General features: G+C 72.1%; 19 protein-coding genes and 2 pseudogenes. 13 read left to right on the top strand and 8 right to left on the bottom strand.

Annotated features, from left to right (window positions below; translation table 11 throughout):
- Positions 1 to 319 precede the first annotated feature (319 nt).
- Positions 320 to 910 carry a TetR/AcrR family transcriptional regulator gene (locus AB0J69_RS30835; protein WP_364124108.1) on the bottom strand — a complete coding sequence of 197 codons (591 nt, stop codon included), beginning with the start codon at positions 908 to 910 and terminating at the stop codon, positions 320 to 322.
- A gap of 51 nt (positions 911 to 961) precedes the next feature.
- Here AB0J69_RS30835 and AB0J69_RS30830 point away from each other — a divergent pair, with 51 nt between their 5' ends.
- From AB0J69_RS30830 to AB0J69_RS30815, 4 genes are all read left to right on the top strand, one after another.
- On the top strand, positions 962 to 1,504 hold the full coding sequence (locus AB0J69_RS30830) for a GNAT family protein (protein ID WP_364124105.1): 543 nt from the start codon (positions 962 to 964) through the stop codon (positions 1,502 to 1,504).
- A 247-nt stretch (positions 1,505 to 1,751) separates the two neighbouring features.
- A complete protein-coding gene (locus tag AB0J69_RS30825; RefSeq protein WP_364124102.1) occupies positions 1,752 to 2,531 on the top strand; it encodes an ABC transporter ATP-binding protein in 780 nt (259 codons plus the stop codon).
- Between the two features lie 10 nt (positions 2,532 to 2,541).
- Positions 2,542 to 3,531, top strand: coding sequence for an aliphatic sulfonate ABC transporter substrate-binding protein (locus AB0J69_RS30820; protein WP_364124099.1), 990 nt, complete (start codon positions 2,542 to 2,544; stop codon positions 3,529 to 3,531).
- Entirely contained in the window at positions 3,528 to 4,364 is an 837-nt protein-coding gene (locus tag AB0J69_RS30815; RefSeq protein WP_364124097.1) for an ABC transporter permease, read from the top strand. Before AB0J69_RS30820 ends, AB0J69_RS30815 begins: the two co-directional genes overlap by 4 nt.
- Before the next feature lie 10 nt (positions 4,365 to 4,374).
- Here AB0J69_RS30815 and ssuE read toward each other — a convergent pair whose 3' ends face one another.
- Genes ssuE through AB0J69_RS30795 form a run of 4 tightly spaced genes read right to left on the bottom strand, consistent with a single transcriptional unit; the run spans position 4,375 to position 8,392 of the window.
- Positions 4,375 to 4,884 carry an NADPH-dependent FMN reductase gene (ssuE, locus tag AB0J69_RS30810; RefSeq protein ID WP_364124095.1) on the bottom strand — a complete coding sequence of 170 codons (510 nt, stop codon included), beginning with the start codon at positions 4,882 to 4,884 and terminating at the stop codon, positions 4,375 to 4,377.
- Between the two features lie 15 nt (positions 4,885 to 4,899).
- Entirely contained in the window at positions 4,900 to 6,051 is a 1,152-nt protein-coding gene (locus AB0J69_RS30805; RefSeq protein WP_364124092.1) for an acyl-CoA dehydrogenase family protein, read from the bottom strand.
- On the bottom strand, positions 6,048 to 7,202 hold the full coding sequence (locus tag AB0J69_RS30800; protein WP_364124089.1) for an LLM class flavin-dependent oxidoreductase: 1,155 nt from the start codon (positions 7,200 to 7,202) through the stop codon (positions 6,048 to 6,050). The genes AB0J69_RS30805 and AB0J69_RS30800 overlap by 4 nt, the downstream gene beginning before the upstream one ends.
- An 8-nt stretch (positions 7,203 to 7,210) precedes the next feature.
- Positions 7,211 to 8,392: an SfnB family sulfur acquisition oxidoreductase gene (locus tag AB0J69_RS30795; RefSeq protein WP_364124086.1), complete on the bottom strand. Its 1,182-nt coding sequence runs from the start codon at positions 8,390 to 8,392 to the stop codon at positions 7,211 to 7,213.
- A gap of 84 nt (positions 8,393 to 8,476) precedes the next feature.
- Between AB0J69_RS30795 and AB0J69_RS30790 the strand changes: the two genes are divergently transcribed.
- From AB0J69_RS30790 to AB0J69_RS30760, 7 genes are read left to right on the top strand one after another with little or no spacing between them, the layout of a single operon-like run.
- Entirely contained in the window at positions 8,477 to 9,874 is a 1,398-nt protein-coding gene (locus AB0J69_RS30790; protein WP_364124083.1) for an ABC transporter substrate-binding protein, read from the top strand.
- A 3-nt stretch (positions 9,875 to 9,877) separates the two neighbouring features.
- Positions 9,878 to 11,497: an ABC transporter substrate-binding protein gene (locus AB0J69_RS30785; RefSeq protein WP_364124080.1), complete on the top strand. Its 1,620-nt coding sequence runs from the start codon at positions 9,878 to 9,880 to the stop codon at positions 11,495 to 11,497.
- Entirely contained in the window at positions 11,497 to 12,429 is a 933-nt protein-coding gene (locus AB0J69_RS30780) for an ABC transporter permease (protein ID WP_364124077.1), read from the top strand. The genes AB0J69_RS30785 and AB0J69_RS30780 overlap by 1 nt, the downstream gene beginning before the upstream one ends.
- Positions 12,426 to 13,229: an ABC transporter permease gene (locus AB0J69_RS30775; RefSeq protein WP_364124075.1), complete on the top strand. Its 804-nt coding sequence runs from the start codon at positions 12,426 to 12,428 to the stop codon at positions 13,227 to 13,229. The genes AB0J69_RS30780 and AB0J69_RS30775 overlap by 4 nt, the downstream gene beginning before the upstream one ends.
- Positions 13,226 to 14,824: an ABC transporter ATP-binding protein gene (locus tag AB0J69_RS30770; protein WP_364124072.1), complete on the top strand. Its 1,599-nt coding sequence runs from the start codon at positions 13,226 to 13,228 to the stop codon at positions 14,822 to 14,824. The genes AB0J69_RS30775 and AB0J69_RS30770 overlap by 4 nt, the downstream gene beginning before the upstream one ends.
- A gap of 10 nt (positions 14,825 to 14,834) precedes the next feature.
- Positions 14,835 to 16,004: an SfnB family sulfur acquisition oxidoreductase gene (locus tag AB0J69_RS30765; RefSeq protein WP_364124070.1), complete on the top strand. Its 1,170-nt coding sequence runs from the start codon at positions 14,835 to 14,837 to the stop codon at positions 16,002 to 16,004.
- On the top strand, positions 16,001 to 17,362 hold the full coding sequence (locus AB0J69_RS30760; protein WP_364124068.1) for an LLM class flavin-dependent oxidoreductase: 1,362 nt from the start codon (positions 16,001 to 16,003) through the stop codon (positions 17,360 to 17,362). Before AB0J69_RS30765 ends, AB0J69_RS30760 begins: the two co-directional genes overlap by 4 nt.
- A gap of 13 nt (positions 17,363 to 17,375) precedes the next feature.
- Here AB0J69_RS30760 and AB0J69_RS30755 read toward each other — a convergent pair whose 3' ends face one another.
- From AB0J69_RS30755 to AB0J69_RS30745, 3 genes are read right to left on the bottom strand one after another with little or no spacing between them, the layout of a single operon-like run.
- Complete coding sequence (locus AB0J69_RS30755) at positions 17,376 to 17,858, bottom strand: CoA-binding protein (RefSeq protein ID WP_364124066.1); 483 nt, start codon at positions 17,856 to 17,858, stop codon at positions 17,376 to 17,378.
- The gene (locus tag AB0J69_RS30750) at positions 17,855 to 19,177 is read right to left on the bottom strand and encodes an O-acetylhomoserine aminocarboxypropyltransferase/cysteine synthase family protein (RefSeq protein ID WP_364124063.1); all 1,323 of its coding nucleotides are present in this window, start codon (positions 19,175 to 19,177) and stop codon (positions 17,855 to 17,857) included. Before AB0J69_RS30750 ends, AB0J69_RS30755 begins: the two co-directional genes overlap by 4 nt.
- A 13-nt stretch (positions 19,178 to 19,190) precedes the next feature.
- Positions 19,191 to 20,384 (bottom strand): homoserine O-acetyltransferase, encoded by a 1,194-nt coding sequence (locus tag AB0J69_RS30745; RefSeq protein ID WP_364124061.1) that lies wholly within the window; start codon positions 20,382 to 20,384, stop codon positions 19,191 to 19,193.
- Between AB0J69_RS30745 and AB0J69_RS30740 the strand changes: the two are divergent.
- Positions 20,341 to 20,820, top strand: a pseudogene (locus tag AB0J69_RS30740) (OsmC family protein); the annotation flags it as partial. The gene AB0J69_RS30745 and the pseudogene AB0J69_RS30740 overlap by 44 nt on opposite strands.
- 220 nt (positions 20,821 to 21,040) lie before the next feature.
- Positions 21,041 to 21,306, top strand: a pseudogene (locus tag AB0J69_RS30735) (hypothetical protein); the annotation flags it as partial.
- Between the last annotated feature and the right edge of the window lie 121 nt (positions 21,307 to 21,427).

Genomic DNA, 21,427 nt, shown 5'->3' with positions numbered 1-21,427 from the left:
CCCGCCGGACGGACGATGCAGGCCCTGACCTGGCGGGTGGGCCCACCGGGGACGGCAATCCACTCCTCGTCCACGGCAGGCATGTCGACGGGGCCGGGCTGGACATCGTCGACGATGCGGCCCTCCGCTGCGTGTGCCTTTGCTCCAAGGACGGGTGGTTGACGCGGCGCAGCGCCGGATGCCGTACAGCTGCGAGGCGATCACACCGGCGGTGTCACAGTGGCGCGCCATTCTCGGCGGCAACGTCTGGATGCCCGGCACCAGCAGGCCCGAGGTCGCGCATGAGCGTCCGTCGCAGTCGCCGAGTGATCCACGTTGATCAGTGCAAGGCGGTCAGGGTGGCCAGGTAGTCGTCGAGGAGCTCGACTTGTCGCTGTGGCGGGAACGCCGCCGGGTCGAACAGGGCCTGGACCACCAGGCCGAGAATGAAGGATTGAGCGCCGGCTGCGATGTGGACGGGGTCGCCAGGGGGCAGTTCGCCGAGCTCCTGGGCTGCGGCCACCCGCTCGCTCAGCCGGTCCCGGCTCTGGGCGTACTTGCGGGCGTAGCCGGTGCTCAGCTCGGGGTCGGAGAGTGCGGCATCCCAGGAGGAGACCCAGATGCGGTTGCTGTCGGTGGCCTCGGGGGTCAGCGGCAGGATGTCCAGCAGTGCGTCCCTGAGGGCGGCCAGACCTTTGCCCGCGTGGCGGCGAGGCCGGGAGGCGGTGCGCTGTTCGAGCAGGTCAAGGGCGTACTCCACCAAGGTGTGCTTGGTGGGGAAGTAGTGCGTGAGCAGGCCGGTGGTCGCGCCAAGCTCGGCGGCGACGGCGCGCAGGGTCAGGCCGGCGAAGCCGCGTGTGGCCATTACCTGCCATACCGCTGCGGAGACGTCGCGCCGGCGAGCCTCGTGGTCTCCCTTGGTGCGTGGCATGCTGCCACGGTACATTGCCGTAACGCTTGTTATGTGAATGGAGGGCTTTTCATGTTCTCGCTGCCGCTGCGCGACGGTGCTCATCTCGGGCCGCTGGAGGTCTGGCATGCCGAGGAGTTCGCCGACCATCTGGACCGGGCCCGCGAGCACATTCGTCCCTGGGTCGGCTCCGCGTTCGTCACCGACGACGTGGACGCGGCGCGGGCCACGCTCAAGCGGTACGCCGAACGCCAGGCCGGCGACGGTGCGCGCCTGTACGGCATCTGGCGCGATGGGGTGTTGGTCGGCGGTGTGATGTTCACGGATTTCGATGCCGCGCTCGGCTCGTGTGAGATCGGTTGCTGGCTGGAGCCGTCCGCTGAGGGCCACGGACTGATCACGCAGGCGTGTGGGGCGTTGTTGGACTGGGCGTTCACGTCCCGAGGGCTGCACCGGGCCGAGTGGCACTGCCGGGCCGACAACGAGCGCAGCTCAGCGGTGGCCAAGCGGCTCGGCATGACGCTGGAGGGTGTGCGACGCGAGGCATGGCCGTACCAGGGCGTGCGCCACGACAAGCAGATCTGGGCGGTCCTTGCTTCCGAACGGCGGGCATGAGCCGGTGACCGGCAGTGCTCGGGGGTGGTCGGGGTCGTGCTGTTCTTCCTGGAGCCGGCCGCCGCCACCGGGCACGAGGCGTACCTGGAGGACGCACGGTGCGGAGTGCGCGGTGGCGCGAGCCGTGCTGTCCCAGGTCTCCCCGGCGCTGGTGCACGCGGCGGCCTGACGTGGTGCCCTTCACAAACCAGATCCGGCATGCCAAAATCATGGAAAATATGTAGGAATTGCCTGGAAAGGGAGGCGCATGGCGGCAGGGGTGGGGTTGCTCGGCCTCGGCCACACCTTCGGCAACGGTCACGCCGTGCTGCGGGACATCGAGCTGCACATCCCGCCCGGTGAAATCGTGGCCATCCTCGGCACCTCGGGCTGCGGGAAGTCGACGCTGCTGCGGCTGGTGGCCGGGCTCGAAGCCCCGGCCGCCGGAAAGGTGCTGGTGGGCGGCCGCGCCGTCCGGGGGATCGACGAGCGCTGCGCCGTGGTCTTCCAGGAGCCGCGGCTGCTGCCCTGGCGCGACCTCGCCGGGAACGTGGCGCTCGGCCTGCCGAAGGGCACCGGCCGGGTGGACGGGGACCGCATCGTCCGGCACTGGCTCGACGTCGTCGGCCTGGCCGGCTTCCACGGGCACCGGCCGCGCCAGGTGTCCGGCGGCATGGCCCAGCGCGCGGCGCTCGCCAGGGCGCTGGCCCGGCAGCCCGGCGTGCTGCTGCTCGACGAGCCGTTCGCCGCGCTGGACGCCCTCACCCGGCTGCGCATGCAGGACCTGCTGGCCGACGTGCAGCGCGGCGCGGGGACCACGGTCCTGCTCGTCACCCATGACGTGGACGAGGCCCTGCACCTGGCCGACCGGGTGGTCCTGCTCGGCAGCAGCCCGCCGGACGCGGGCGCGACCGTCCTGACCGCGCTCGAGGTGCCTCATCCCCGGCCGCGTGACCGCGCCCACCCCGAACTCGCCGCCCTCCGCGCCGACCTGCTGGAGCGACTCGGCGTTCCCCGGCCCGTCCCTGCCGAAGAGGCAGCCCCGTGAAGGAAACACCATGATCCACCGTCGGCACCTGCTCGCCACCGCCCTGCTCGCCATCCTGGCCACCGGTTGCGTGCAGGGGGAGAGCGGCGCCGCGCCGCCCGCGCAGGGGCAGTTGCGGCTGGACTACGCCTACTACAACCCGCTCAGCCTGGTCATCCGCAAGCAACGCTGGCTGGAGAACGAGCTCAAGGGCACCAAGGTCACCTGGGTCCTGTCGGCCGGCAGCAACAAGGCCAACGAGAACCTGCGCGCCGAGACCATCGACGTCGGCTCCACCGCCGGCGCCGCCGCGCTGCAGGCCCGAGCCAACGGCAGCCCGATCAAGACGATCGGCATCTACACCAGACCGGAGTGGACGGCGCTCGTCGTGGCCAAGGATTCGCCCGTCACCGAGGTCAAGCAGCTCAAGGGCAAGAAGGTCGCCGCGACCAAGGGTACGGACCCGTACTTCTTCCTGCTCCAGGCGCTGCAGGAGGCGGGCCTCGGCGGCACGGATGTCGAGGTCGTCAACCTGCAGCACGCCGACGGCAGGACGGCGCTCGAACGCGGCGACGTCGACGCCTGGGCCGGGCTCGACCCGCTGATGGCGCAGAGCCAGGTGGACGCCGGCTCCAAGCTCGTCTACCGCAATCCGGTCTTCAACTCCTACGGCTTCCTCAACGCCCGCGAGGGCTTCCTCACCGAGCATCCGGACCTCGCGCAGAAGGTGATCGACGCCTACGAGCGGGCGCGCACGTGGATCGCCGCGCACCCCGACGAGGCCGTCCAGCTACTGGCGGCCGAGGCCAAGCTCGCCCCCGAGGTCGCCTCGGTGGTGCTGAAGGAGCGGACGGAAGCGGACATCAGCCCGGTGCCCGGCGCCGAGCAGCGCGCGGTGCTGGAGCGCATCCTGCCGACCCTCGTCCGGGAGAGCCAGGTGCGCTCGGAGGCGGAGGCCCGCGGCGCGCTGGACGCGCTGTTCGAGCCCCGGTTCGCGGAGAAGGCGCAGGCGTCTTCGTGACCGAGCGTGCCGGCGGCCCCGCCTCCCGGCCGGCCGACGTCCGGCGGCCGCGTGGAGGCGGGCGCCGGTCCTCGCGGCCGGGGCGGATCGCCGCAGGGCTGGTGGTGCCGCTGATCGCGCTGGCCGCCTGGCAGGCCGCCGCCACCGCGGGTGTGTTCACCCCGGCGCAACTTCCCGCGCCCTCCGCGGTCCTGGCGGCGGTGGCGGAGCTGGCCCGGCGGGGCGAGCTCTGGCAGCACGTCGCGATCAGCGGGCAGCGCGTCCTCCTGGGCTTCGCCGCCGGCGCGTCGGCGGGCATGCTGCTGGGCGCGGCGGTCGGGCTGTATCCGCCGGTCCGGGCCCTGCTCGCGCCGAGTGTCGGCGCCCTGCGCGCGGTGCCGTCCCTGGCGTGGGTGCCGCTGCTGGTGCTCTGGCTGGGCATCGCCGAGGCCCCGAAGATCGTGCTGGTGGCGATCGGCGCCTTCTTCCCCGTCTACACCACGGTTGCCACGGCGCTGGCCCACGTGGATCCGCACCTGGTCGAGGCCGGCCGCGCGTACGGGCTGCGCGGGGTGGGCCTGCTCACCCGCATCCAGCTCCCGTACGCCGCGCCCGCCGTCCTCGCCGGGCTGCGGCTCGGCCTCGCCCAGGGCTGGCTGTTCCTGGTCGCGGCCGAGCTGATCGCCTCGTCCATGGGGCTCGGCTTCCTGCTGATCGACAGCCAGAACACCGGCAGGACGGACATCCTGTTGCTGTCGATCCTGCTGCTCGCCCTGCTCGGCAAGGCCGCCGACGCGCTGCTCGGCCTGCTGGCGAGAAGCCTGTCCGGGCCCCTCGCCCACGATCCCGGATGACGGGACGGCGTCAGGCGACCGCGCGCAGCGGGACCGCGTTCACCTCGTCGGCCAGCGCGCGCAGCCGGGGCCTCAGCTCCTCAGCCAGCGGGGTGATCTGTGTGTCCAGCACGAAGAGCCCCCGGGTCACGTGCCGCGCCCCCAGCACGCTGAGCACCGGCCGCAGCGCGTAGTCCACCGCCAGCAGATGCGCCTGCGTGCCCCCGGTGGCGATGGGCACCACGGTCTTGCCCGCGAACGCCTTCTGCGGCAGCCCGTCGAGGAATGCCTTGACCAGGCCGGTGTAGGCGGCCTTGTAGATGGGCGTGGCCAGGACGATCACGTCGGCGTCGGCCACGGAGCGTTGCGCGGCAACCAGGTCCGGATGGCCGCCGTGGCCGAGCAGCAGCGGCTCGGCGGGCAGGCCACGCAGGTGGAGCAGGGAGACCGCGCCGTCCAGGAGCTCGGCCACGTGGTCGAGGAGTCGTCCGGTACGGGAGGTCGCGGAGGGGCTGCCCGAAATCAGGAGCACGCGGGTCATGACGGAGGAATCCCTTCAGAACAGGCCGTTCAGCGGCGGCTGTGCGCCGGTGAGGTGGTAGGCGCCGACCACGGCGGCCTTCCAGGCGCGGGGGTTGTGGTTGGCGACGGTCCTGGCGTTGCGCCAGTGCCGGTCGAGGTTGTGGCGGCGCGCGACCGCGGAGCCGCCGCCCACGTCGAACAGCAGCTCGGCCGCCTTCAGAGCGGACTCCGCGGCGACGAACTGGGCCTGGGCCACCTCGACGGCCGCGTCTGTGAGCAGGCCGGGCTCCAGGTCGCCCGCCCATGCCTGGTCGATCGTGGCGGCGGCGCGCAGGACCGCGGATTCGGCGGCGTAGGCACGGGCGGAGATCTCCCCGACGGCGTGGCGCACGTACGGGTCGTCCACGGATCGGGCGGCGCCGCTGTGCTGGATCGGGCGGGCGCGCTCGCGGGTGAAGCCGACGGCGTCGGTCAGGGCTCCCCGCGCGATCCCGGCCAGTACGCCGGCGAGGTAGAGCTGCATGAACGCGCTGACGGGGGAGCGGGCGGCGGTCCCGGGGCGCTCGGCGATCTCGTCCGGCAGTACCTTGACCGCGTTGAGCCGGGTCGTGCCGCTGGCCGTGAGCCGCTGCCCGATCCCGTCGAAGTCGTCGAGCAGCTCCAGCCCCTCCCGGTCGCGCGGCAGCGTGAAGAACACCCGCTCGCCGGAGTCGTCCACGGCCGACGCGCTGACCCAGTCCGCGTACAGGGCGCCCGTGCTGTAGTACTTGCTGCCGTTCACGACGCCGTCGCAGTCGATGCGGGTGCGCACCTCGCCGTTGGCCCCGCCGATCTCCCAGCCCGCGTTGCCGAACACGTCCCCGGCCAGGAAGCGCGGGAACCAGCGTGCGCGTTCCGGTTCTTCGGAGGTGAGCAGGTGCTCGACCCGGCCGAAGCTGGGGCGTACCGCCTGGGCGATGTTGGAGTCGGCGGCGGCCAGGGAGATGAGGAAGGCGAACACCTCGGCCACGCTGGAGCCGCCTCCGCCGTAGGAGGCGGGGATGCGGAAGGTGAACAGGCCGGCGGCGGCCAGGGCGCGGATCTCCCGGTGCGGGAGCTCGCGGGCGAGCTCCCGCTCCGCGGCCCCGGCCGCCAGCTCGGGAAGCAGTCCGTCGGCGCGCCGCCGCAGTTCCGTCAGCGTGCTCACCGCGCTCCCGCCGTGGCGAACGGGATCGAGGCCGGTTCGGCGGCGGCCGGCTCCGTGGGGTGCTGCCACAGGCCGCGCTCGCGCAGGAGGGGCAGCACGCCCTCGCCGAACCAGTACGCCTCCTCCAGGTGCGGGTAGCCCGACAGCACGAACTCGGTGAGGCCGAGGCGGTGGTACTCCTCGATGCGGTCGGCGACCTCGGCGTGGCTGCCGACCAGCGCCGTGCCGGCGCCGCCGCGCACCAGGCCGACGCCCGCCCACAGGTTCGGGTAGATCTCCAGGTCGTCGCGCCTGCCGCCGTGCAGGGCGAGCATGCGCTTCTGCCCCTCGGACTCGCTGCGGCCCAGGCCGGCCTGCACCTTCTCCACGGCCGCCTGGTCGATGCCGTCGAGCAGCCTGCGTGCCTGCGCCCACGCCTGCTCGCTGGTGTCGCGGGTGATGACGTGCAGTCTGATGCCGTGCCTGAGGGTACGGCCCTCGGCGGCGGCCAGCCCGTTCACCCATGCGATCTTCCGGGCCACGGCGTCCGGCGGCTCGCCCCAGGTGAGGTAGGCGTCAACGTGCCGGGCGGCCACCCGCCCGGCGGCGGGGGAGGAGCCGCCGAAGTACACGTCGGGCACCGGGTCGGGCAGCCGGTTGAGCCGGGCGTTCTCGACCTGGAGGTGATCACCTTGCAGGCTGACCGTCTCGCCCCGCCACAGCGCCCGCACCACCTGCAGGAACTCATCGGTACGCGCGTAGCGGGCGTCCTTGCCCAGGAAGTCGCCGTAGGCGCGCTGCTCGTGGCTCTCCCCGCCGGTCACCACGTTCAGCAGCAGCCGCCCGCGCGAGTGCCACTGGAAGGTGGCCGCCATCTGCGCGGCCAGCGTGGGGGAGACCAGCCCGGGACGGAAGGCCACCAGGAACTTCAGCCGTTCGGTGGTGCCGGCCAGCATCGCGGTGGTCAGCCAGGCGTCCTCGCACCACGCGCCGGTGGGGGTCAGCGCGCCGACGAAGCCGACCTGCTCGGCGGCGTGCACGATCTGGCGCAGGTAGGGCAGGGTCGCGGGGCGGGCGCCGGAGGCCGCGCCCGCGGGGAGCCCGTGGCCGCCGCCCACGACGTCGCGGCTGTCGCCGTACGTGGGCAGGAACCAGTGGAACGTCAACGTCATCGCTTCTCCTAGAGCAGGCCGTGCCGGGGCGGCAGCTTGCCGTCGAGTACGTAGCGGCCGATGTGCTGGATCTTCCAGCGGGCCGGGTCGTGCAGGGTGTGGGTACGGGCGTTGCGCCAGTGGCGGTGCAGGTTGAGCCTGTCGAGGCTGGACCGGGTGCCGCCCAGCTCGAAGATCGCGCCGCCCAGCTCCACCGCCACGGGGTCGGCGAACGCCTTGGCGGCGGCCACGGCGATGGAGGCGGCGCCGGCGCTCTCGTCGGTCAGGTCGTCCCGGGCGGTGTCCACGGCCTGCGCGGCCCGGTCGAGCAGCGCCTCGGCGGCGCGTACCCTGACGGCCAGCTCGCCGGCCCGCTGGACGACGAGCGGATCGTCGGCCGCGCGCTCCTGACCGCTCTCGAACCACGGCCTGGCCTTGGTCCGGACGAACTCCAGCGCCTCCTCCAGGGCGCCGCCGGCGATGCCGACGTCGATGGCGGCGTGCAGGAGCTGGGCGTACGCGCCGTGGAGCTGCGGCCCCTGGAACGTCAGGTGGTGCGGCACCACGCGGTACTCGGGAACGAACACGTCCTCCAGCGTCACCGTGCCGCTGGCGGTGGTGCGCTGGCCCATGCCGTCCCAGTCGTCCACCACGGTCAGACCGGGGGCGTCGCGCGGCACGTACGCCACGTGCAGGGTCCGGTCCTCGCGCCGTGCCAGGACGGGGATCCAGTGTGCGAACAGCGCGCCCGTGCTGTAGTGCTTGGTGCCGTTCAGCAGGAAGCCCCCTGCGGGGGCGGCGACCAGCGCGGTCCGGTAGTCCTGGACGTGCTTGGTGCCCGCCTCCGACTGCGCGTTGCCGAAGCGCCTGCCGTCCAGCACCTCGGCGAAGAAGAACTTGCGCTGCACGTCCGTGCCCTGCTGCCGCAGCACGTTGACGTAGACGAAGTGGCTGTGCGGGATCTGCGCGAGGTTCGGATCGGCCGCTGCCAGCAGCCGGAACACCTCGGCGAGGGTGCGCGCGCTCACGTCGGCGCCGCCGTGCGCGCGCGGCACGGTGACGGCGAGCAGCCCGCTGGCCGACAGCCGGTCGAGCTCGGGCTCCGGCAGGCGGCGTTCGGCGTCGCGGGCCGCCGCCCCTTCCGCGAACCCGGCGGCGAGCTCGCGCGCCGCCGCGAGCGCCTCGGCGTCGTCGGCGATCACGTGGGTCATGTTGTTTCGTCCGTTCTCCGTGTTACGTTATGGTTCACCGTAATCCCTGCAATACAGGTAGGCAATACCTGTTTAAGGACCTCCATGCTCACCCGCTCCACAATGCTGCTCGTCACGGCCCTGCTGCTGGCGGGGTGCGGCGCTGACGCCACGCCGCAGCCGGCCGCCGGCGACGTCGGTCCGAAGCCCGGAGGCACGCTCGTGCTCGGGGAGAACGCCGACGAGCCCGCCTGCCTCGACCCCCACCAGCTGTCCACCACGAACACCACGGTCGTGGGTCGCCCGATCTTCGACTCGCTGCTGTGGCAGGACGCCGAGGGCGACCTGAAGCCCTGGCTGGCCTCCGCCTGGAAGGTCTCCGACGACGGCCTGACCTACACCTTCACCCTCCGGGACGGCGTGACGTTCCACGACGGGTCAGCCTGGAACGCCGAGGCTCTGAAGCTCAACCTGGAGCACATGCGCGATCCGGCGACCAAGTCGCCGCTGGCCGCCTCGTACATCGCGCCGTACCGGGACGCGAAGGTCGTGGACGAGCACACCTTGCAGGTACGCCTGAGCTCGCCGTACTCGGCGTTCCTGAACGTGCTCGCGCAGTCGTACCTGGCCATGCTCTCGCCCGAGCAGCTCAAGGAGGCCCCGGCGAGCACCTGTGAGCACCCGGTCGGCTCGGGGCCGTTCGTGTTCGACAAGTGGACCAAGGGTCAGAGCATCACCTACCGCAAGAACCCCGGGTACACGTGGGCGCCGACCGGGCGCACGGGTCCCGCGTACCTGGACGGTCTGGAGATCCGCTTCCTGGCCGAGGACGCCACCCGCTACAACGCGCTGCTCGCCGGCGAGGTCAACGTGATCGACAACACCCCGCCGGCCTCCGACTTCACCGCCGGCCGTGGCATCTCCCACGATCCGGCCAAGGCGAGCACGCTGCTGGACGAGGCGGGCTGGAGCGCCAAGGACAAGGACGGCATCCGGCTCAAGGACGGCAAGCGCCTGACCGCCGTAGCCATCGACACGGGTGTGAACCCGCAGAACACGCAGATCCTGGTCCAGGCCCAGGCCGCCGCCGCGAAGGCGGGCATCGAGATCAGGATCGACAACGTCACCGCCCAGGAGTCCCAGGATCGCACCGGCAAGGGCGACTTCGACGTCTCCGTCGGCATCTGGACGACCAACACGGCCGACGTGCTGTGGATCCAGTACTCCTCGAAGAACATCACCACCCCCGAGCGGCGCGGCCAGAACACCACCAGGCTCGCCGACGACGACCTCGACAAGCTGCTCGAAGAGGCCAGGGCCCGCACGAACGCCGCAGAACGGGCCGGAATCTACGGCAAGGCACAGACCCGGCTGCTCGAACTGGCGCCCGCCATCCCGCTCTACGACAGGCCCAGCCTCGTCTCCGCGCAGAAGCGGGTGCACGGCCTGACCTGGGACTACGCCTACGGCGCTGTCACCTTCCACGACGCATGGGTGAGCTGACACATGACCAAGACCCCCCTCGCCGCCCTCGCGCTCGCGCTGCTGCTCGCCGGATGCGGCAGCGCGGCCGGGAGCTCGGGCGGCACCACCAACACCCCCAAGTCCGGCGGCACCCTGATCCTCGGCGAGAACGGGCAGGAGCCGCCCTGCCTCGACCCGCACGGCAACGCCAGCTCCGACGGCCCGGTGACCACGGTCCCGGTGGCCGACTCGCTGGTGTGGTTCGACGTGGACGGCACGATCCAGCCGTGGTTGGCCGACAGCTGGGCGATCTCCGACGACGGCCTGACCTACACCTTCAAGCTCCGCCAGGGCGTGAAGTTCCATGACGGGGCCGTCTGGAACGCCGAGGCGCTCAAGACCAACTTCGAGCACATGCGCGACCCGGCGACCAAGTCACCGCTGGCGGCCTCGTACATCGCGCCGTACAAGGACGCGAAGGTCGTGGACGAGCACACGCTCGAAGTGCACCTGAGCTCGCCGTACCGGCCCTTCCTCGATGTCCTCGCCCAGGGCTACCTCGGCATGATCTCCCCCAAGCAGATCAAGGAGTCCCCGCAGACCATCTGCGAGCACCCGATCGGCTCCGGCCCGTTCGTCTTCGACAAGTGGACCAAGGGCCAGAGCGTCACCTACCGCCGCAACCCCGACTACAACTGGGGGCCGAAGAGCGCCAAGCACACCGGCCCTGCCTACCTGGAGCGGCTGGAGATCCGCTTCCTCGCCGAGGACGCCACCCGCTACAACGCGCTGGCCGCCGGTGAGGTGCACGCCATCGACTTCACCCCGCCGCAGAACGTCGAGGACGTCAAGGCCAACCCCGACCTCGGCTTCCTCACCGCGATCCGGCCCGGCCACCCGATGTCGTTCTGGCTGAACACCTCGCGCCCGCCGTTCGACGACGTTCGCGTCCGCCGGGCACTGCTGGCCGCCGTGGACCGCGACTCGATCATCAAGGGCATCTCCTTCGGCCAGTACCAGGTGGCGCAGGGCTTCGTCACCACCTCCACGCCCGGCTACGCGCAAGGGCTGAGCGGCACCGTCAGGCACGACGAGGCCCTGGCGAACAAGCTGCTCGACGAGGCGGGCTGGACGGCCAGGGACAAGGACGGCGTCCGGCTCAAGGACGGCAAGCGGCTGACCGCGTACTTCCCGATCGCCGCGAACTTCCCCGCCCAGCGCATGCAGATCGCCGTGCAGACCCAGGCCGCCGCCAGGAAGATCGGCCTGGACATCCAGATCCAGACGCCGCCCGAGCAGGAGCTCACCGACCGCTCGGTCAAGGGCGACTACGACCTGACCTCCGGCCTGTGGGCCACGAACACGGCCGACGTGCTGTGGATCCAGTACTCCTCCAAGAACATCACCACTCCCGAGCGGCGCGGCCAGAACGTGGCCCGGCTGGAGGACGCGAAGCTCGACGACCTCCTCGAAGAGGCCAGAAGCGCCCAGGACCCCACCGAGCTGTACAACCAGGCGCAGGCCAGGCTCCTCGAACTCGTCCCCGCCATTCCCTTCTACGACGACCCGCGTCCGGTCGCCTACCACAAGAAGGTCCGCGACCTGGCCTTCACGCCCGCCTACCCGTCGCCGTACTTCTACGACACCTGGCTGGACGAGTGATGAAGACCCTGACGTTCATCGGATGGCGCCTGCTGGCCGGGGTCGGCGTGTTGTGGGGTGCGGCGACCCTGACCTTCCTGGTGGTGCACTTCACCCCCGGCGACCCGGCCGAGGCCGTCGTCGGGGGTGAGGGCGCCGCCCCGACCCCGGAGGTGCTCGCCCAGGTCAGGGCCGAGTACGGGCTCGACCGCCCCTGGTACGAGCAGTACGCCGCCCACCTGTGGCGCATCGCGCACGGCGACTTCGGCACCTCCTACCGCCTGCACACCCCGGTCACCCGGGCCATCGGCGAGCAGGCCGCCGCCACCGTGGAGCTGGCCGTGGCCGCCGCCGTCACCGGGCTGATCCTGGCCATCGCGGTCGCCCTGGCCACCGCAGGCCGCCGCCGGTGGCGCGGTCCGGCCTCCGCGGTGGAGCTGGTCGCCGCCTCGACGCCGACGTTCTGGCTGGGCATCGTGCTGCTGACCGTCTTCTCCTTCGGCCTGCGGCTGCTTCCCTCCACCGGCGGGCAGGGCGTGGCGTCGCTGGTGCTGCCCGCGCTGTGCCTGGCGCTGCCGATCGCGGGCGTGCTCGGCCACGTGCTGCGCGAGGCGCTGGAGGAGGTGCTGGACGAGCCGTTCATCGTCAGCGCCCGCGCCCGCGGCCTGGGCGACACCGCGGTACGGCTGCGCCACGCGCTCCGGCACGCCCTGACCCCGCTCGTCACGATGACCGGCTTCTGGGTGGGCGCGTTGCTCGGCGGCGCCGTCGTCACCGAGACGCTCTTCACCCGGCAGGGCGTCGGCCGCCTGCTCGTCTCGGCCGTGAACGCCAAGGACCTGCCGGTCGTGCTCGGCGTGGTGCTGCTGTCCGCGCTGGTCTACGTCCTGGTCAACCTCCTGGTCGACCTGCTCTACCTGGTCATCGACCCCCGTCTGAAGGAGGCCGCGTGAACCGGATCGGCGTGTGGCTCGCCGCGGCCGTCCTGGCCGTGCTGGTGCTGGCCGCGCTGGCGCCGGGCCTGTTCACCGGCCAGGACCCGCTCGCCGTGGACAGCGGCGCCACCCTCCGGCCCCCCAGCGCCGCGCACCTGCTCGGCACCGACGAGAACGGCCGCGACGTGCTGGCCCGCATCGTGCACGGCACGCGCGCCTCGCTGCTGCTCGGCTTCGGCGCGATCGCCGTCGCCCTGGTCTTCGGCGGGCTGCTCGGCCTGGCCGCCGGGCTGGGCAACCGGCTCGTCGAGAACGTCATCATGCGCCTGTCCGACGTCGGCATGGCCTTCCCCGAGCTGCTGCTGGCCCTCGTCGTCATCACCGTGGCGGGCGGCGGCACCGCCAACGCCATCCTCGCCATCGGCGTGGCCAACATCCCCTCCTACGCCCGCCTCGTCCGCGCCCAGACGCTGGCGATCCGCCGGGCGAGCTACGTCGAGGCGGCGTACGCGCTGGGGCTGCCGGGGCCGCGGGTGATCCTGCGGCACGTGCTGCCGAACGCCGTCAAACCGGTGCTCATCCTGGCCACCATCGGCGTCGGCACGGCCCTGGTGGCCGGCTCCGCGCTGAGCTTCCTCGGGCTCGGCACGCCGCCGCCGGAGCCCGAGTGGGGCTCCATGTTGTCCACCGCCCGCAACTTCATCTCGCGGGCCTGGTGGTACGGCCTCTTCCCCGGCCTGGCCATCACGCTGACGGTGATCAGCGTGACCGTGGTCGGCCGGGCGCTCAGATTGCGATCGGAAGGGAGGACCGGGTGAGCCTGGTCAAGGTGGACGACCTGCGCGTCGCCTTCGGCGCGACACCGGTGGTGCACGGGGTGTCGTTCGAGATCGGGTCGGGGGAGTGCCTGGCCCTGGTGGGCGAGTCCGGCTCCGGCAAGAGCGTCACCGCACGCACCCTGGTCGGCCTCACCGGAGGCGGCGCCCGCGTCACCGCCGAGGAGCTGAGTTTCGACGGACAGGACCTGACCCGCCTGCGCGAGCGCGGCTGGCGGCGCCTGCGCGGCGGCCGGATCGGTTTCGTGCTCCAGGACGCCCTGGTCTCGCTGGACCCGCTGCGCAAGGTCGGCAAGGAGATCGAGGAGGTCCTGGCCACCCACACCGACCTGCCCGGCGCGGCCAGGAAGGCCAGGGTGCGGGAGCTGCTCGCCTCCGTGGGGGTGCCCGAGCCGGAGCTGCGGGCCGGACAGCTCCCGCACGAGCTGTCCGGCGGCCTGCGCCAGCGCGCGCTGATCGCCGCCGCGCTGGCCGCCGACCCCGAGCTGATCATCGCGGACGAGCCCACCACCGCCCTGGACGTCACGATCCAGGCGCAGGTGCTGGAGCTGCTGGCCGGGATCAAGGCCGAGGGCAGATCGCTGCTGGTGATCAGCCACGACCTGGCCGTGGTGGCCCGGCTGGCCGACCGGGTGGCCGTCATGAAGGACGGCGTGATCGTCGAGCGGGGACCGGCCGGTGAGGTGCTCACCCGCCCTGAGCACGAGTACACCCGGAGCCTGTTGCGGGCGATCCCGGCCGAGCACACCAAGGGCACCCGCCTGTCGGACACCGCCCCGCCGGCCCGCACCGCCCCGCTCACCGGCGCCGCCGCGCCACGGCGGGCCGCGGGCGAGGTCGTGCTGCGTGCCCGGGGCGTCGGCAAGTCCTTCGGTGGCCGGGCCGCCGTGCGGGACGTGTCGTTCGAGCTGCGCGCCGCCGAGACGCTCGGCATCGTCGGCGAGTCCGGCTCGGGCAAGACCACCACGGCCAGGATCGCGCTCGGCCTCATCCCGCCCGACACCGGCGCCGTCGAGATTCACGGCCGGCCGTGGACGCGTGGCGACCGCGCGCAGCGCCGCGACGTCCAGGTCGTCTACCAGGACACCCTGGCCTCCTTCGACCCCCGCCACACCGTCGCCAGGATCCTCGCCGAGGCGCTGGCCGTGGCCGGCGTGCCCCGCGCACGCCGTCGGGAACGCGCCGTCGAGCTGCTCGACCTTGTCGGACTCGGTGCCGGGCAGCTGGAGCGCCGGCCGCTGAAGCTGTCCGGCGGGCAGCGGCAGCGCGTGGCCATCGCGCGGGCCCTGGCCCCGTCGCCCTCGGTGATCGTGTGCGACGAGCCGGTCTCGGCGCTCGACGTGTCGGTGCAGGCACAGGTCCTCGACCTGCTGGAGGACGTGCAACGGGAGACGGGCGTGGCCTATCTGTTCATCTCCCACGACCTGGGCGTGGTCCACCACCTGTGCGACCGGGTGCTGGTCATGAAGGACGGGAGCGTGGTCGAGGAAGGGCCGGTCGGGACGGTCTTCAGCGAGCCCGCGCACCCGTACACGAAGGAACTGGTGGCGGCGATCCCGAGACTGGCGGCGGCGTGACGTGGCACATGTGATCAAGACCGACGAGGAGGCGATCGCGGTCGCCCGCGAACTGGCCGCGAGCTTTGCGGCAGGGGCGGCCCGGCGCGACGCCGAGCGCCTCTTGCCCGTGTCCGAGATCGAGACGCTCTCGGACAGCGGTCTGCTCGGCATCACCGTCCCCGCCGGGCACGGCGGCGCCGGCGTGCGCACCGCCACACTCGGCGCCGTCATCAGGGAGCTGTCGGCCGGCGATGCCAGCATCGGGCAGATCCCGCAGAACCACTTCTGGTACCTCGACTCGCTGCGCGAGCACGGCACCCCCGACCAGCAGACGTTCTTCTACGCCGAAGCGCTCGCCGGGCGCCACCTCGGCAACGCCGCGGTGGACGGCCGCGGCCCCGACGGCGAACGCGAGCGCGCCATCCTGCGCCCGCACAACGACGGATACCTCATCTCCGGCCGCAAGATCTACTCGACCGGCGCGCTGTTCGCCCACTGGATTCCGGTGACCGCGCTCGACGAGGACTCGCACAGCGTGGCATTCGTGCCCCGCGACTCGCCCGGCCTGACCGTCGTGGACGACTGGGACGGCTTCGGCCAGCGCACCACCGCCAGCGGCACCGTCCTGCTGGAGGACGTGTTCGTGCCCGCCGACCGCGTCATGCCGGTGCGGCGCGATGGTGTCAGCACCTTCCGCAGCTTCGGCCTGCTCATCCACGCCGCCATCGACACCGGCATCGCGGAGGGAGCGCTCGCCGACGCCGCCGCCTTCCTGCGCGGCTACACCAAGGGCGGCCGGCCGGGCACCCAGGCGGAGAAGGTGGTCGAGGACCCGGTCGTCGTGCAGCTCTTCGGCGAGCTGGCCGTGCTGACCAGGGCCGCCCGCGCGCTGCTGGAGAGCGCCGGCGACGCCGTTGACCGGGCCAGATCGGCCCCGCCCGAGGAGCTCCCCGCCCTCGCGGCGGAGGCGGCCGTCGCCATGGCCGCCGCCCGCGCGCAGGCTGACAGGGCCGCCAACCGGGTGAGCGCCGAATGGTTCGAGCTGGCCGGGGCCTCCGCCGTACGCGAGCCGCTCGGCCTGCACCGGCACTGGCGCAACGCCCGCACCCACACCGTCCACGACCCGCGGCGCGCCAAGGTGCACGACGTCGGCAACTTCCACCTCAACGGCATCGCCCCCAGGAGCTTTCCTAGATGAGCGGCATCATCCACTTCAATCTTTTCGAGATGAACTGCGTCGGCCACATCCAGCACGGGCTGTGGACCCACCCCGCCAACAACCGGCACCGCTACACCGACCTGGACTACTGGACGGACCTGGCCAGGCTGCTGGAACGCGGCCTGTTCGACGCCGTCTTCCTGGCCGACGTCGTCGGCGCCTACGACCGCTACCGCGGCGGACCCGAGACCGCCGTCCGCGAGGCTGTGCAGATCCCCGCCAACGACCCGCTGCTCGTGGTGCCCGCCATGGCCGCCGTGACCGAGCACCTGGGGTTCGCGGTGACGTTCTCCACCACGTACGAGCCGCCGTTCGCGCACGCCCGCCGCATGTCCACCCTCGACCACCTGACCAAGGGCCGGGTGGCCTGGAACGTCGTCACCTCCTACCTGCGCAGCGCCGCCCGCAATTTCGGGCTGGACGACGAGATCGAGCACGACCTGCGCTACGAGATCGCCGAGGAGTACCTGGAGGTGCTCTACAAGCTGTGGGAGGGGAGCTGGGAGGACGGCGCCGTGCTGCGCGACCGGGACCGCCACGTCTACGCCGACCCGGCCAAGGTGCACGCCATCGACCACGTCGGCAAGCACTTCCGGGTGGCCGGGCCGCACCTGTCGGAGCCGTCGCCGCAGCGCACCCCCGTCCTGTACCAGGCGGGCAACTCCGACCGGGGCAAGGAGTTCGCGGCCCGGCACGCCGAGGCCGTCTTCACCGGCGCCGCCTCCCTGGAGGCGCTGCGCGACGACATCGCCGACACCCGCCGCCGTGCCGCCGCCTACGGCCGCGACCCCGCCCACATCACCTTCTTCCCCAGCGCCTCGGTGATCGTGGCGCGTACGCGGCAGGAGGTGGACGCCAAGCTCGCCGACCTGCAGCGGCACATCCGCCCCGAAGGCTTCCTCGCGCAGCGCGGCAGCGGCATCGACCTGGCGGCCTACGACCCGGACGAGCTGATCGACGACATCGTGGCCCGCGGCGGTGACTTCACCGAGCGCGCCGTGCGCCCGCTGGTCGGGCGCGGCCTGCGGGTGCGCGACGTGCTCGGGTCCGTCGGCCGCATCGGGCAGGGCCCGTTCTTCGTGGCCGGCACCCCGGAACGGGTCGCGGACGAGATCGAGCGCTGGGCCGACGAGACGGGGGCGACGGGATTCAACCTCATCCAGTACCTGTCACCGGGCACGGCCGAGGACTTCATCGACCTGGTCGTGCCCGAGCTGCAGCGACGGGGCCGCTACCGCACCGCGTACGCCGACTCGACGCTGCGCGAGCGGCTGCTCGGCCCCGGCCGGCACCGGCTGCCCGCCACCCATCCGGGGGCCGCCCACCGCCGGGGGTGACGGATCGGGTGGGCTACTGGAGCCCGGCGCGGACGGAGGTGATGCGCCGGGTGTTGAAACCGAGCCAGTGCATCCGCCCCACAAAGCGCGCGTGCTCGACCTTGAGACAGCGGTCCATGACCACGCTCACGCCACCGTCCTCGGCGATCCGCGCGCCCTCCTCGTTGACCACGCCGAACTGGCACCACAGGGCCGCGGCGCCGATCGCCACCGTCTCCCGTGCGATCTCCGGCAGCGCGTCCGGGGCGCGGAAGACGTTCACGAGGTCCACCGGAACGGGCACGTCGAGCAGGCTCGCGTAGCTCCGCTCGCCGAGGATCTCCTTCTCCCGGGGGTTGACCGGGATGATGCGGTAGCCGTGCCGCTTGAGGTAGTAGCCGACGAAGTGGCTGGCCCGCAGCTCGTTGCCCGACAGGCCGACGATCGCGATCGTCCTGGTCGAATGCAGCACGCGCTGGATCGTCAGCGCGTCCTGGTAGCGGTCGAGTGCGGTCATGCCGGGGCCACCTCTCCGACGCGGGCGAAAGCCTGCTCCAGGTCCCAGATCAGGTCGTCGACGGACTCGGTGCCGACCGACAGCCGCACCGTGCCGGGGCCGACGCCGGCCGCCCGCAGCTCGTCGTCGCCGAGCTGGCGGTGGGTCGTGCTGGCGGGGTGGATGACCAGGCTCTTGGCGTCGCCGACGTTCGCCAGGTGGGACCAGAGCGTCAGCCCGCCGATGAACGCCTGCCCGCCCGCTCGGCCGCCGGCGCAGTCGAAGGAGAACACCGCGCCGGCGCCGCGCGGCAGGTACTTGTCCACCAGCGGCCGGTACCTGCTGTCCGGCAGGCCGGGGAAGGTCACGCCGGAGGCCAGCTCATGCGACCGGAGGAAGGCCGCGACCGCCAGCGCGTTGCCGACGTGGCGGTCCATGCGCAGCGACAGCGTCTCCAGGCCCTGCAGGAACAGGAAGGCGTTGAACGGCGACAGCGCCGCGCCGAGGTCGCGCAGGGTCTCGGCGCGCAGCTTCATCAGGTAGCCGTACTCGCCGAACGTCTCGTGGAAACGCAGCCCGTGGTAGGCCGGCGACGGATCCGCGACCACCGGGAAGCGCCCGTTCGACCAGTCGAACGTGCCCGCCTCCACGACGACGCCGCCGATGCTCGTGCCGTGGCCGCCGATGAACTTGGTCGCCGAGTGGATCACGATGTCGGCGCCCCACTCGATCGGCCGGCACAGGTACGGCGTCGCGAACGTGTTGTCCACGATCAGCGGCAGCTCGTGCTCGTGCGCGATGGCCGCCACGGTCTCGATGTCCAGCACGTTGCCGGCGGGGTTGCCGATCGTCTCGCCGAAGAAGGCCTTCGTGTTCGTCTGGATGGCCTTGCGCCAGGCGTCCGGATCGTCGGGATCGACCCAGGTCAGCTCCACGCCCATCTTGCGCAGCAGGTGCTTGAGCTGGTTCACCGTGCCGCCGTAGAGCGCCGAGGACGACACGACGTGGTCGCCCGGCTCCAGCAGCGTGAACAGCGCGGCCGCCTGCGCGGCGATCCCGCTGGCGAACGCCACCGCGCCGGCGCCGCCCTCCAGGTTCGCCACCCGCTCCTCGAACACCGCGACGGTCGGGTTCATGATGCGCGAGTACGTGTTCCCGTACTCCTGCAGGTTGAAGTACGCGGCCGCGGACTCCGGGTCCTCGAAGACGTAGCTGGTCGTCTGGAAGATCGGCACCGCGCGGGCTCCCGTGTTCGGGTCCGGCCGTTGCCCGGCGTGCAGCTGCCGGGTCTCGAACCCGAACTCGCGGTCCTGTTCCACGCGGGGGACTTGGTCGGTCACATGAGCCTCTCTTTCAGACGGGCTGGGCCAGGAACCGGCGGATGATGGGCGTCTGCCGCGCCTCTTCCAGCAGGAAGCAGTCGTGGCCGTACGGCGCGTCGATCACCTGGAGCTCGACCGGCTTGCCGAGAGCGCGCAGCGCCTGCTCGAGCTCCTGTGACGCCGACGGCGGATACAGCCAGTCGGAGCTGAAGGCGATCAGCAGCGTGCGCGCCGAGACGCCGTCGACCGCCCGCGCGAGCGACCCGCCGCCGTGCTGCCGGGCGAGGTCGAAGTACGTCAGCGCGCGCGAGGTGTAGAGGTAGGTGTTGGCGTCGAAGCGTTTGACGAAGGAGTCGGCCTGGTGGCGCAGGTAGCTCTCCACCTCGAACTCCGGATCGGTGATCGTGTAGCGGATCTCGTCGGAGCCCTGCAGCCGCCGGCCGAACTTGGCCTCCAGCGCGGGCGCGGACAGGTAGGTGATGTGGCCGACCATCCGCCCGATGCCCATGCCGGCGTCGGGCGCGCGGCCCGTGCCGTAGTAGCGGCCGCCCTGCCAGGCCGGATCGCGCATGATCGAGTCACGCGCGATCGCGTTCCAGGCCACCCCCTGCGGGTGCAGCGCGTGCGTGCTGGCGATCGGGATGACGGCGTCGACCTGGTCAGGGAAGAGCACCGCCCACTCCAGCGCCTGCATGCCGCCGAGCGAGCCCCCGGCCACCGCCGCGAGCCGTTCGATGCCCATGGCGTCCAGGAACGCGCGCTGCGTGCGCACCATGTCCGTGACCGTGATCACCGGGAAGTCCGGCCCGTACGGCCTGCCCGTCGCCGGGTCGATCGAGGACGGCCCCGTCGTCCCCCGGCAGCCGCCGAGCAGGTTCGTGGAGATGACGAAGAAGCGGTCGGTGTCGAATGCCTTGCCGGGGCCGATCATCCCGTCCCACCAGCCGAGCCCCTTGCCATGCCCTTCGGCCCCGAACCCGTCGCGGGTGCTCTCCCCGGACGGCGCCTTCGACAGGCCCGCCGCGTGGGCGTCGCCGCTGAGCGCGTGGCACACCAGGATGACGTTGTCCCGCCGGGGCGACAGGGTGCCGTAGGTCTCGTACGCCACGCGCAACGGGTGTAACTCCCGGCCGCAGTCGAGGCGCACCGGCTCCGGCAGGTCGAGGTAGCGGGTCTCCACGATGCCGACGCTGCCGGCCGCGAGCGTGGGGGCTGGCTGCGACATGGGTCTTATGGTAGCCGCCACGGGCAATGTATGGTCAAATACCTACCGGAAATACAGGGAGTCGAGGGCGGGTATGACCACAGCCGCGAACGGTGTGAACGTCCAGGCGCTGCTCGACGCGCGCGAGGTGCTGAAGGGCACGCCCGAGGCCGCCCGGTTCGTCTGGCGTGCCTCCTCCACGTGGCGGAACGGCGTGCACAGCACCACGACCGTCAAGGAGTTCTTCGGCCTCGGGGAGGAGCGCAGCCACAAGAGGGAAGCGGTGTTCGACGCCGACCACCCCGAGGTGTTCGCGACGGAGGACAACGGCATCACGCCGATCGAGTACCTGCTCGTCGGCCTGGCGAGCTGCCTGACGGCCGGCGTGGCGTCCGTTGCGCAGAACCGCGGCATCCAGCTGCGCTCGGTCGAGGCGAGGCTCGAGGGCACGCACGACATCCGCGGCATCCTCGGCGTCGACGCCGACGTGCGCAACGGCTTCGACGACCGGCCGTACGGCGGTGAACGTTGTCAGCCGAGCTGGACATCTACCAGCTCATCCTCCGGCACGTCGTGCTCTGCCTCAGGGCCTGAACGAGCGGACCCGCGCAGCGTGGCCGCGGGCGGGCGACGCCGGACCAGACCTGGCCCGGCGCACGGTGGCGGCGCCGGCCGAGGTCGGCCTCGCCGACCGCGGGCGGGTCTGGCCCGCGGAGCTGTCCGGCGGCCAGGCGCACCGGGTCGCCCTGGCCCGCGCGCTCGTCCGCGAGCCGACATCCTGCCGCTCGCCGATCGTCTCCTCGTCCTGGAGGACGGGCGCATCGCCGAGGACACCGCCGTCACGCCCGCGCACCCGCGCGCGCAGGACGATCCAGGCTTCGGCGCCCTGCGCCGCCACCTGCTCACCCGCCTGCGCGTGCCCTTGCGCCCCGACCAGTCCTGATGCAGGTCAGGACGGCTCGGGTGGTAGTGACGTTCCCCAGGTCGCGCTGGTCCCGCTCTATCACCGCGGGTGCCGGTCGCCCGCCCGCACCGGCACCGCCCCCGTGTGCCATTTTCTGGCG

Source organism: Nonomuraea sp. NPDC049709 (assembly GCF_040674815.1).
In the GTDB taxonomy this organism is placed as follows: domain Bacteria; phylum Actinomycetota; class Actinomycetes; order Streptosporangiales; family Streptosporangiaceae; genus Nonomuraea.
This window is presented reverse-complemented; position numbering and strand designations above follow the sequence as displayed.